10 protein-coding genes are annotated in these 10,902 nt (G+C 66.0%); 3 read left to right on the top strand and 7 right to left on the bottom strand.

Annotated features, from left to right (window positions below):
- Both QOD90_RS12135 and QOD90_RS12130 read right to left on the bottom strand, forming a co-directional pair.
- The coding region (locus QOD90_RS12135; RefSeq protein ID WP_526349947.1) for a nitrate reductase at window positions 1–2,456 on the bottom strand (2,456 nt) is incomplete at its 3' end.
- Between the two features lie 5 nt (window positions 2,457–2,461).
- On the bottom strand, window positions 2,462–3,880 hold the full coding sequence (locus QOD90_RS12130) for a nitrate/nitrite transporter (protein ID WP_526349945.1): 1,419 nt from the start codon (window positions 3,878–3,880) through the stop codon (window positions 2,462–2,464).
- A gap of 185 nt (window positions 3,881–4,065) precedes the next feature.
- Here QOD90_RS12130 and QOD90_RS12125 point away from each other — a divergent pair, with 185 nt between their 5' ends.
- The 3 genes from QOD90_RS12125 to QOD90_RS12115 are packed head-to-tail and all read left to right on the top strand — an operon-like array spanning window position 4,066 to window position 7,216.
- On the top strand, window positions 4,066–4,422 hold the full coding sequence (locus QOD90_RS12125; protein ID WP_526349943.1) for a molybdopterin oxidoreductase: 357 nt from the start codon (window positions 4,066–4,068) through the stop codon (window positions 4,420–4,422).
- Window positions 4,419–6,902, top strand: a complete 2,484-nt coding sequence (nirB, locus tag QOD90_RS12120) for a nitrite reductase large subunit NirB (RefSeq protein ID WP_526349941.1) — start codon at window positions 4,419–4,421, stop codon at window positions 6,900–6,902. Before QOD90_RS12125 ends, nirB begins: the two co-directional genes overlap by 4 nt.
- Window positions 6,899–7,216, top strand: coding sequence for a Rieske (2Fe-2S) protein (locus QOD90_RS12115; protein WP_526349939.1), 318 nt, complete (start codon window positions 6,899–6,901; stop codon window positions 7,214–7,216). Before nirB ends, QOD90_RS12115 begins: the two co-directional genes overlap by 4 nt.
- 4 nt (window positions 7,217–7,220) lie before the next feature.
- On the opposite strand, the gene QOD90_RS12110 is transcribed toward QOD90_RS12115, so the two are convergent.
- From QOD90_RS12110 to QOD90_RS12090, 5 genes are all read right to left on the bottom strand, one after another.
- Window positions 7,221–7,994: a DUF1206 domain-containing protein gene (locus QOD90_RS12110; RefSeq protein WP_526349937.1), complete on the bottom strand. Its 774-nt coding sequence runs from the start codon at window positions 7,992–7,994 to the stop codon at window positions 7,221–7,223.
- Window positions 7,995–8,057: 63 nt separating this feature from the next.
- A complete protein-coding gene (locus QOD90_RS12105) occupies window positions 8,058–8,447 on the bottom strand; it encodes a universal stress protein (protein WP_526349935.1) in 390 nt (129 codons plus the stop codon).
- Between the two features lie 58 nt (window positions 8,448–8,505).
- Window positions 8,506–10,044, bottom strand: a complete 1,539-nt coding sequence (locus QOD90_RS12100; protein WP_526349949.1) for a tripartite tricarboxylate transporter permease — start codon at window positions 10,042–10,044, stop codon at window positions 8,506–8,508.
- A gap of 3 nt (window positions 10,045–10,047) precedes the next feature.
- Complete coding sequence (locus QOD90_RS12095; protein WP_526349933.1) at window positions 10,048–10,581, bottom strand: tripartite tricarboxylate transporter TctB family protein; 534 nt, start codon at window positions 10,579–10,581, stop codon at window positions 10,048–10,050.
- A partial coding sequence (locus QOD90_RS12090; RefSeq protein ID WP_526349931.1) for a Bug family tripartite tricarboxylate transporter substrate binding protein occupies window positions 10,578–10,902 on the bottom strand: 325 nt, incomplete at its 5' end. The genes QOD90_RS12090 and QOD90_RS12095, both read right to left, overlap by 4 nt.

Raw genomic sequence — 10,902 nt, 5'->3', positions numbered from 1 at the left:
TTGCCGGTCTGCGACGCCCACAGGACCAGTGGACCGTCGGTGACGGGCTCCGATGCACCAGGGGTACGGGAATGTGCGCCTGCGAGCATGCCGTCGATCCACAACCGCACGTCTGGCCGGACCGGCGCGGTCGGTGGTAGCACGGGTACGCCGGGTCGGCCACCCGGGATCCCCGCGAAGAAGCCTGCGAGATAGGTCTTCTCGGCATCGTCGAGCGTCGGTGGCGCCAGCCCCTCCAGGCCAAGCCCCGCCGGGCTGGCCAACTCCAACTTCATGGGTACCGGCCGCAGTGCGACTGCGCACGCCTTGAACTCGGGCTGCAAGGAGTCGGGGTCGACGGCGTCGTTGGTGAGCGCGTTGATGGTGAGGTATTCGCCGTGCTCGTCGTTCCAATGGAACGGCACGAAGCAGTTGCCTGGACGCACCCGGTCGGTCACCACCGCAGGCAGCACGGCTCGACCGCGGCGCGAAGTGACTTCGACCCGCTGCCCCTCGACGATGTCCTGGGCCGCCGCGTCGTCGGGATGGACCTCGACGAACGGCCCGTTGTCGAGGTTGTTGAGCTTGGCCACCTTGCCCGTCTTGGTCATGGTGTGCCACTGGTGTTGCAGGCGACCGGTGTTCAGCACCATCGGATAGTCGTCGTCGGGCATTTCTCGCGCGTCCAGGTGCGGGCGGGGGTGGAACACCGCCCGCCGAGACGGGGTCGGAAAGGCCAGTTTGGGGCGATGCCCGTTCTCGTCGACGAATGGGTTCTGGCTGACGCCGTCGTTCAGGTAGCGGATCGGATGCCGATCATCGGCGCCACCTGGATCAGCCAGCGGCGGCGCAGGCCACTGCACCGGGGTCTCCCGCAACCGGTCGTAACTCACGCCGCGCAGATCGTAACCGGTTCGGGGATTGGAGAACTCGCGGATCTCGTCGAAGACCTGAGAACTCGACTCATAGGCGAAGTGCTCGCCGAAGCCGAGGTGCTCGGCGACCTGGCAGATCAACAACCAGTCGGGCCTGGCGTCGCCCGCGGGCGGGATGGACTGCCGCAGCAGGGTGAGGTTGCGTTCCGAGTTGACCATGACTGCGTCGGATTCGGCCCACAGCGTCGCGGGTAGGACGATGTCGGCGTAGTGGTTCGTCGCCGTGGCGCGATAGGCGTCCTGGGTGATGACCAGCTCGGCGGATTCCAAACCGGTGATCACGGTCTCGCGGTTCGCCACGCTGGCAACCGGATTCGTACAGATGATCCAACACGCCTTGATGGCACCGTCGGCCATCTGCTTGAACATCTCGACGGTTCCCGGCCCAACGTCGGAACGGATGGTGCCTGGCTCCAGGCTCCACCCGCGCTCGACGAACGCTCGGTCGTCGGCCGACGTCACCGCGCGCTGGCCGGGCAGACCCGGGCCCATGTAACCCATTTCGCGACCGCCCATGGCATTCGGCTGCCCGGTCAGCGACATGGGACCGCTGCCGGGGCGGCAGATGGCGCCGGTCGCCAGGTGAAGGTTGCAGATGGCGTTGGTGTTCCACGTCCCATGGGTGCTCTGGTTGAGCCCCATCGTCCAGCAACTCATCCACTCGCCCGCTTCGGCGATCATCGCCGCGGCCCTTCGGATGTCGGCTTCGGACAGGCCGGTGATCTGTGCGACGACGTCCGGCGGGTAGTCCGCCAGGAAGGCGGGCATCGCGTCCCAGCCGTCGGTGTGCTCGGCGATGAACTCGCGGTCGATCTCGCCGGACTCGACCAGCAGGTACAACAGCCCATTGAGCAGCGCCAGATCCGTTCCAGGCCGGATGGGGAGGAACAGGTCGGCCCTGTCCGCGGTCGTCGTGCGGCGCGGATCCACCACGATGAGCTTGGCTCCGGCCTTGAGGCGATCGATCATGCGCAGGTACAGAATCGGGTGGCAATCGGCCATGTTGGAGCCGATGACGAAGAACAGATCCGCCGAGTCGAAGTCGGTGTAGGAACCCGGCGGGCCGTCCGCACCGAGCGACTGCTTGTATCCCGTTCCCGCACTGGCCATGCATAGCCGGGAGTTCGACTCGATGTGCACCGTGCGCAGGAAGCCCTTGGCGAGCTTGGTCGCCAAATACTGGGCCTCGATCGACATCTGACCGGAGACGTACAGCGCAATCGCATCAGGTCCGTGCTCGTCGACGATGGCCCGCAACCGCCGCCCGGCTTCGGCGACCGCCTCGTCGACCGGAGTGGGCACGGCTTGCTCGCCGCGGGACGGCCGAATCAGGGCAGAGGCGAGCCGGTCGTCGTTGGCCGCCATCAGCTCCGCGTGCGTCGCACCCTTCGTGCACAGGCGGCCGAAGTTGGTGGGGTGCAACTTGTCCCCCGACACCCTTGCGATGACTGGCCTGCCGGTCGCGGCATCGGTCTTGGTCTGAACCTCGATGCCACAGCCAACACCGCAGTACGAGCACGCGGTACGGGTCGTGACCGTCATGCGGATTAGCCCGCGCCGACCGGCACGGCCGCCCTGCCGACGTGCTCACCCGCGTGCGCCACGGTCTTCATCCGCAGGAAGACGAACCACGTGGTGATGGCGCAGATGACGTAGAAGCCGAGGAACACCCAGAACGCATTGGTTGCCGACTTGGCGTCACCCACGTAGGACGCCCTCAATACGATGTTGATGAAGACGCCGCCCAGTGCACCGACCGCTCCGGCGAATCCGATCAGCGCGCCAGACATGCTGCGCGACCATGCTGCCTTCTCCTCGCGGCTCCAGCCCTCCTGGCCCTGAGCCTTCGCCTCGAAGATCGACGGGATCATCTTGTAGGTCGAGCCGTTTCCGGTGCCCGACAGGACGAACAGCAGGATGAAACCGACCACGTAGGCAGTCATCTGCCCGCCCGACGGGGCGCCGGCGAGGGCGTCGTCACGGACGCCTGCCGCCACCAGGACGCCCGCGGCGAAGATCATCGCCACGAAGGTGTACAGCGTGATCTTGCCGCCGCCGACGCGGTCGGCGAGCTTTCCTCCGAACGGACGCGCGATGGAACCGAGCAGCGGCCCGATGAAGGCGATCTGCGCGGCGTGCAGCGAGGCTTGCGCGGCATTGTCGCCACCCGCCAGGTAATTGATCTGCATGACCTGGCCGAAGGCGAAGCTGAAGCCGATGAAAGAGCCGAAGGTACCGATGTACAAGAAGCTCATCACCCAGGAATGCTTGTACCGCAGCGCTTCTGCCATGGCACCGAGGTTCGAGCGTTGATTGCGCAGGTTGTCCATCCAGATCGCCGCACCCAGTGCCGCCAGGGCGATCGCGACGAGGTAGATGGCACAGACGATTTCGGGAGCGGTGTTGCTGATCACGGCGATCACGAACAGCCCGATCAGCTGGATCACCGGCACCCCGATGTTGCCGCCACCAGCGTTGAGCCCCAACGCCCAGCCCTTGAGCCGCTGCGGATAGAACGCGTTGATGTTGGTCATCGACGACGCGAAGTTGCCACCGCCGAAGCCGGCGAAGGCAGCCACGATCATGAACGTCGTGTACGTCGTGCCCGGCTGCGTCATGACGTACAGCGTCAGCGCCGTCGGGATGAGCAGCAGCACGGCGCTGACGATGGTCCAGTTCCGCCCGCCGAAGCGAGCAGGCGCGATGGTGTACGGAATCCGCATGAAGGCACCGACCAGCGTCGGCATGGCCACCAGGTAGAACTTGCCCGCGGCGTCGATGTGGTAGACGGCCTGGGGCATGAACAGCACCATCACCGACCAGATCGACCAGACCGAGAAGCCCACGTGCTCGGCGATGATCGACCAGATCAGATTTCGCCGTGCGACGCTCTTCCCACCGGCGTCCCAAGCTTCGACGTCTTCGGCATCCCAATGCTCGATGTTGCGGTCACGGGTGAACGGCATGCGACTCTCCTAGGCAGGTTGTTGAGTCGAGTCAATGCCCAGGCCATTCCGGGCCAGTTGCCCTGCCATGTCCCCCGTGTCAACAGTGCCTCACATGCAATGAGGGGTGCGGGTGAGGCGATGTGGACCACAGCGGAGACACCTGCGAAACGGTGCGGTAACACAACCGATTTAGCTTCGGTGCGATGAGCGACGGCAGCACACCGGTATTCCTGCAGGGCCCCTTCGAATTCGAGGGCAACGGGCTGGGCAAGCCGCTGCTGATCGATGAATCACTGCGCTACACGGTCCCCGCCGGTGCCGTCACCCAACCGTTGTACTTCCGGGGCGGCAACTCCACGAAGGACATGATCGCCGTCGTGCTCTTCCGCGACGGAAAACCGATGCGCTACTTCCCAATCGCCGCAAAGGGTGCCACCCACGTCGCGCTTCGAGTGGTCGAGGATCTGCTCGCCGACACGGTGCTCGAACTCTTCGTCGCGGCTCCCGGCGGATGCCGCGGAACGGTCATCGTCGACCTCGGCCTGGTGCAGGTTCAATGACCGAGAACGGGCTCAAGAAGCTCGTCGTAGTCGGCAACGGGATGGCAGGCGTCCGCGCGGTCGAGGAGATCCTCGCCAGGGGTGGTGCCGAGCAATTCGACATCACCGTCTTCGGTGACGAGCCGTACGGCAACTACAACCGGATCCTGTTGTCCAACGTGCTCGCGGGCAGCGACGACGCGAGCGGGATCTACCTCAACGAGGTGGATTGGTACGCCGAGAACGGGATCGTCCTGCGGGCCGGCGTCCGGGTGGTCCGCGTCGACCCGTATGCGCACATCGTCCACTCCGACGACGGCTCGGCCACCAAATACGACCGGCTCATCCTGGCGACGGGCAGTCGGTCGTTCTTCCCGCCGATGACGGGGTTGTGGGCCGACGACAAGAACCTGACCGACGGGGTCTTCGGCTTCCGGACTCTCGACGACTGCATCGGCATGATCTCGGAGGCCGCCCACCGGACCAAGGCGGTGGTGATCGGCGGCGGGTTGCTGGGCCTCGAGGCTGCCCGCGGCCTGCAGAACCGCGGACTGGTCGTCGACGTCGTCCACGCCGGTCCCACCCTGATGAACGCCCAACTCGACGATCCCGGCGGAGCGATCCTGCGCAGGTCCGTGGAGGGCATCGGCATCACGGTGCACGTCGACAAGCGCACGGTCGAGGTCACCACGTCCTCCGACGGCCGACTCACCGGAATCGTCTTCGCCGACGGCAGTTCGATCGACTGCGACATGCTGGTCATCGCCACCGGCATTCGCCCCAACGTCGGGCTTGCCCAACGCGCGGGTCTGACCGTCGAACGCGCGATCGTGGTCGATGATCACATGCGCTCGATCGACGCCGACGACGTCTACGTCGTCGGCGAATGCGCCCAGCACCGCGGTCAGGTATATGGCCTGGTGGCACCGCTGTGGGAGCAGGCCGCCGTGCTCGCCGACCACCTGACGGGCACCAACTCCGTTGCGGCATATCATGGTTCGCGCACGGCGACCAAGTTGAAGGTGGCGGGCGTCGACGTCGCCTCGATGGGCCTCAAGGGCCCGGAGTTGCCCGACGACGAGTTCGTGCAATTCTCCGAACCGCGCCACGGCGTCTACAAGACGATCGTCATCCGCGACGGAAAGCTCGTCGGCGCCACCCTGGTCGGGGACCTCAGCAAGGTCTCGTTCCTGACGCAGGCCTTCGACAGTGGGCTGGCGCTTCCCGAGGAACGCGTGTCGATGATGTTCGACATCGGCACCCCGGAGGTGGCGGTCGGAGTGGCCGAACTCTCCGACGACGCGCAGGTCTGCAACTGCAACGGCGTCTCCAAGGGCGCGTTGGTGGCATGCGTACGTGGCGGCGAGAACACCGTCACCGGAGTGATGAAGGCGACCAAGGCGGGCAAGGGCTGCGGCTCCTGCAAGGAGCTGGTGGCGCAGGTCGTGGAGTGGGCCGCCGGCGGCGCAGTCGCCGACGATCCGTCGGCCAGCTGGTATGTCCCTAGCCTCCCCTACGACAAGCCGGCGCTGATGCGGATGATCCGCGAGCTCCAATTGCATTCGGTGTCATCGGTTTTCGCGGCGCTGGCACCAGACGGCAGGTCCGACGCTGGATCGAAGATGGCATTGTCCTCACTGCTGGAGACGATGTGGGCCGACGAGTTCGTCGACGAGCGGGACGCGCGCTTCATCAACGACCGGGTCCATGCCAACATCCAGCGCGACGGAACGTTCTCGGTGGTGCCGCAGATGAAGGGTGGCGTTACCGACTCACACCAGCTGCGCAGGATCGCCGAGGTCGCGGACAAGTACGCCGTCCCGATGATCAAGCTCACCGGCGGTCAGCGCATCGATCTGCTCGGCATCCGCAAGGAGGATCTGCCCGGCGTGTGGGCCGATCTGGACATGCCGTCGGGATACGCCTACGGCAAGAGCTTCCGCACCGTGAAGACATGCGTTGGCAGCGACTTCTGCCGCTTCGGCGTCGGCGATTCGACGGCACTGGGCATCGCCATCGAGGAGCGCTACCAGGGCTTGGCGAGCCCGGCAAAGATGAAGCTCGCCGTCACCGGGTGTCCGCGCAATTGTGCGGAGGCACTGTGCAAGGACCTGGGCGTGGTCGCCGTCGACGGCGGTCGGTGGGAGATGTACGTCGGCGGTGCGGCTGGTGCCCACATCCGCAAGGGGGATCTGCTGGCCACCGTCGACAGTGCGGCCGAGGTGATGACGCTGACCGGTCGCTTCCTGCAGTACTACCGGGAGAACGCCAACTGGCTGGAGCGCACCTACGCGTGGGTGCCGCGGGTCGGAATCGACCACATCCGCGCGGTGGTGGTCGACGACGCCGACGGCCTAGCTGCGCAGCTGGACGCCAACATGGCGAAATCCGTTGCTGCATATCGCGATCCGTGGCTGGACGGTCGCGAGCCCGCGAGCGAGGGCCAGTTCCGCGCGTCGCTGCCGTTGCTGCCGCTCCCCCAGGTTCCGGTGCGCCCATGACCGACGTCGCGATCGGCCGGGTCGAGGAGATCCCGCTCGGCGAGGGGCGCACGTACGCCGTCGACGGCCAACAGATCGCCGTCTACCGGATGCGCGATGGTTCGTTGCGGGCGCTCGGTGCCACCTGCCCGCACAGGGGTGGACCCCTCGCCGACGGCCTCACCGACGACGACGCGGTGGTGTGCCCGCTGCACGGGCGGGCCTTCGACCTGAGATCCGGCGCCGAGATCGGCGGCAGCGGACCGGGAGTCTGCTCGCACCCCGTGGCCGCCGACGGAGATGGGTCGATCCGCCTGACCCTCGAATGCGGTTGAGTCGTCACATGTCCGCGTGACGACTCCGGATGAAGCCGTAGGCGCCGTACGCGGCTAGGCCCAGCGCGGCGACGATGAGAAGGATCTTCCCGAACGGCGCGCTGCCAAGCGTCTTCACCGCGGCGTCGATACCGGAGGCCTTCGCCGGATCGGCGGTGAACGTGGCGACGAGGACCAGGACGCCCGCACCCGCGAGAACCAGTCCCTTGGCGACGTAACCGATGATTCCGACCCAGGTGATCCCGGTGCCGCCCGACACGTTGAGATCCTTGAGGAACTTCTTGCTGGCGCCCTTGTAGACGTGATAGCCGCCCACGGCCATCACGACGAGCGCCACGACCACCAGAACCGCCTTGCCCCAGATGGATTGCATCATCTGCGCGCTCAGGCCCGCGTTCTGCTGACCGCTGGACTTACCACTGCCCATGGCGAACTTGCCGGCTGAGACGGCAAGCGCAAGGTAGACCACGCCGACGGCGGCGGACTTCACCCGGTGCTTGGCGTCGTGCTCGAGAAACGTCTCGAGGAGGTACCACACGCCGAGGGCGGCAAGGACGACGGCGGCGACCCACAGCATGACCGCGCCGCCGGGCTGCGCGGCGAGGGTGGCCAGCGCCCCGGACTGATCCGCGTTGCCGCCACTGCCGAGAGCGAGCTGCGCCACGATGAACGCCAGCAGTAGGTGCAGCACTCCGCTCGCCGCAAAGCCGCCACGGGCGACACGCTCGAACCAAGCGTTGTCCTGAACCTCGTTGGCGGTGGCGCGGGAATTGACCATTCCCCGGGATTACCCCGCGGAAAGTGCCCCAAACCATAAATTTACGACCATGCAGATAAGGCCCTACGGTGCGGGTTTGACCGCCAGCACGGGCTTGTGGCATTCGAGCAGCAACTGCTGGGAGACACTGCCCAGCAGCAGCTTGCCGACGGGATTGCGGTGCCGGATCCCGATCACCAAGAGTTCGGCGTCGGGGCGGTCCATCACCGTCAGCAGTTCGTCGACCGGATCGACCCCGACGGGCTGGGTCAGTTCATACGCCAGCCCGCTGTTCTTGAGCCGCTCCTCGACGTCGTGCACCTCTGGCGCACCGGCGAAGGCCGGATCGACGTACGCGTCGCCCTTGGTCGAGTTGACGACCAGAAGGCCCGTCCCCCGAAGCGAAGCCTCGGTCATGGCGTGCTCGAGTGCTGCCTGGCCATACTGATCGGCGGTGTATCCGACGACTATCATTTCGACTCCTCGCGCGAGCGCTCGTTGTAATGCTCCTCGCGCGAGCGCTCGTCAGTGGTCACGCCTGGGCCTTCTCTCTCTGGTCCTTGTCATCCTCGACGAGCAGCAGGGTCTCCTCGCTGCGGTGCATCAGCTTCAACACCAGCGGCGCCAGCAGCAGCAGTGCCATGCAGACGTACACGACGATCGCGACGGGCTCGGTGAACAGGCTGCCCCATTCGCCCCCGCCCAGCTGAAGGCTCTGCCGAAGCTGACGTTCGATGCGCGGCCCGAGGATGACACCGATGATCAACGGAAGCACCGGTAATCCGAAGCGCCGCATCATCAGCCCGAGCAGACCGAACACCAGTAGCAGCACCAGATCAAGCGGCTGGATGTTGACGGCGAAGGCGCCGAGCGTCGCGAAGAACAGGATGCCCGCGTAGAGATACGGCCGCGGCGTGCGCAGCAGCTTCGCCCACAGCGGCGCCAGCGGAAGGTTCAGCACCAGCAGGAGGAAGTTGCCGATGAAGAGGCTCGCGATCAGTGTCCAGATCAGCAGCGGCTCCTTGTCGAAGAGCGTTGGGCCAGGCTGGATTCCGTAGGACACGAACGCCGTCAGCATGACCGCGGCGGTCGCGTTCGTCGGAAGGCCGAGCGACAGCATCGGCACCAGAGTGCCTGCCGCCGAGGCGTTGTTCGCCGCCTCCGGCCCTGCGACACCCTCGATGGCACCCTTGCCGAACTCCTCGGGATGCTTGGAGAGCTTCTTCTCGGTGATGTAGGACAGGAACGTCGGCAGCTCCGCACCGCCTGCGGGCAGCGCTCCGAACGGGAAGCCGTACGCGGTGCCGCGAAGCCACGGCTTCCAGGACCGCTGCCAATCGCTCTTGCCCATCCACGGCCTGCCGACCGGAATCACCTCGGCGGGCTTCTGCCGCAGGTGCGCGGCCACCCAGAGCGCCTCACCGAGCGCGAAGATCGCCACCGCGATGACGACGATGTCGATACCGTCGGAAAGCTGCGGCAGGCCGAACGTGGCCCTGGCCTGCCCGGTCAGGGAGTCGATGCCGACCAGCCCGATCGCCAGCCCGAGGAACAGCGAGATGCCGCCGCGCAGCTTCGACGAGCCGAGCACGGCCGTCACCGCAACCAGTGCGAACAACATGATCGCCAGGTAGGACGGGGCGCCGAGGGTGACGGCGAAGCGCGAGATCGCCGGGGCGAAGAGCGCAAGGAGAAGCGTGCCGATGGTGCCTGCGACGAACGACCCGATGGCTGCCGTCGCAAGCGCCTGCGCGGCTCTGCCCGCCTTGGCCATCTTGTTGCCCTCGATCGCGGTGATCACCGAGGACGACTCCCCCGGCGTGTTCAGCAGGATCGAGGTCGTCGACCCGCCGTACATGCCGCCGTAGAAGATGCCCGCGAACATGATGAACGCCGCGCTGGGGCTGACGTTGTAGGTGATCGGCAGCAGCAGTGCCACCGTCATCGCGGGTCCGATGCCGGGCAGGACCCCGACCGCCGTCCCCAACAGCACGCCGATCATGGCGTAGAGCAGATTCATCGGCGTCGCGGCCTGCTCGAAGCCCTGGAGCAGCCAGCCCAGATTGTCCAACATCTACAGAATCCCATCCAAGATGCCTGCGGGCAGCGGGATTCCGAGCCCTGAGTAGAACGCGTAGAAACTCGTGACGCTCAGAACCGCGCCGATCACGATGTTGCGGACGTAGTGCCTGCTACCGAGAACCGTTGCGCACGCGGCGAACATCAGGGCGCCGGTGATGGCCCAACCGAGCGGCATCACCAGCAGAATCGTCGCGATGAAGATCGCCACCAGCAGCCCGACGGTGCGCCAGTCACTGGGTAGATCCGGGTCGATGTCCTCCCCGGCGTCGGCCTCACCCCGCGATCCGCGTGGGATGACGATCGCCAGAATGGCCGCCATCAGCAGCAGTCCGATCCCGATGATCATCGGGAAGAGCCGTGGGCCAACGGGATCCACCTTGGCGAAGCCACCTGGAAGGTTGAGCGCGTCGTAGATGATGAAGGCGCCGACCGCGACGAGCACGACACACACCAGGTACTGAGAGCGGTCTACCGAACGCTCCTGCGGAACCGCTGCGGGCTGCGGCTTCTCGATCGGTTCCGTCATAGCAGTCCCAATTCGGTCAGTGTGGTCGAGACCCGTTGATCTTGATCCTTGAGGAACTGTTCGAATGGCGCTCCAGTCATGAACGCGTCACTCCAGCCGTTCTTCACCAGGGCCTCCTTCCATGCGTCGGTGGCGTGCAGCTGTTCGAGAACCTTCACCAGAGCCTGCTTCGACTCGTCCGAGATGCCCGGCGGGGCAAGGACTCCGCGCCAGTTGGTGAACGTGAGATTGACGCCGGCTTCCTTCAGCGTCGGCGCATCGACGCCCTCGACACGCTCATCGCCCGAGACGGCGAGGACTCTCACCTGGCCGGCTTCGATC

Source organism: Mycobacterium sp., assembly GCF_032161845.1.
Lineage (GTDB): Bacteria > Actinomycetota > Actinomycetes > Mycobacteriales > Mycobacteriaceae > Mycobacterium.
This window is presented reverse-complemented; position numbering and strand designations above follow the sequence as displayed.

Coding starts and splice junctions, on each gene's coding strand:
- QOD90_RS12130 (WP_526349945.1), bottom strand. CDS start 3,880: ATGCCGTTCACCCGTGACCGCAACATCGAGCATTGGGATGCCGAAGAC.
- QOD90_RS12125 (WP_526349943.1), top strand. CDS start 4,066: ATGAGCGACGGCAGCACACCGGTATTCCTGCAGGGCCCCTTCGAATTC.
- nirB (WP_526349941.1), top strand. CDS start 4,419: ATGACCGAGAACGGGCTCAAGAAGCTCGTCGTAGTCGGCAACGGGATG.
- QOD90_RS12115 (WP_526349939.1), top strand. CDS start 6,899: ATGACCGACGTCGCGATCGGCCGGGTCGAGGAGATCCCGCTCGGCGAG.
- QOD90_RS12110 (WP_526349937.1), bottom strand. CDS start 7,994: ATGGTCAATTCCCGCGCCACCGCCAACGAGGTTCAGGACAACGCTTGG.
- QOD90_RS12105 (WP_526349935.1), bottom strand. CDS start 8,447: ATGATAGTCGTCGGATACACCGCCGATCAGTATGGCCAGGCAGCACTC.
- QOD90_RS12095 (WP_526349933.1), bottom strand. CDS start 10,581: ATGACGGAACCGATCGAGAAGCCGCAGCCCGCAGCGGTTCCGCAGGAG.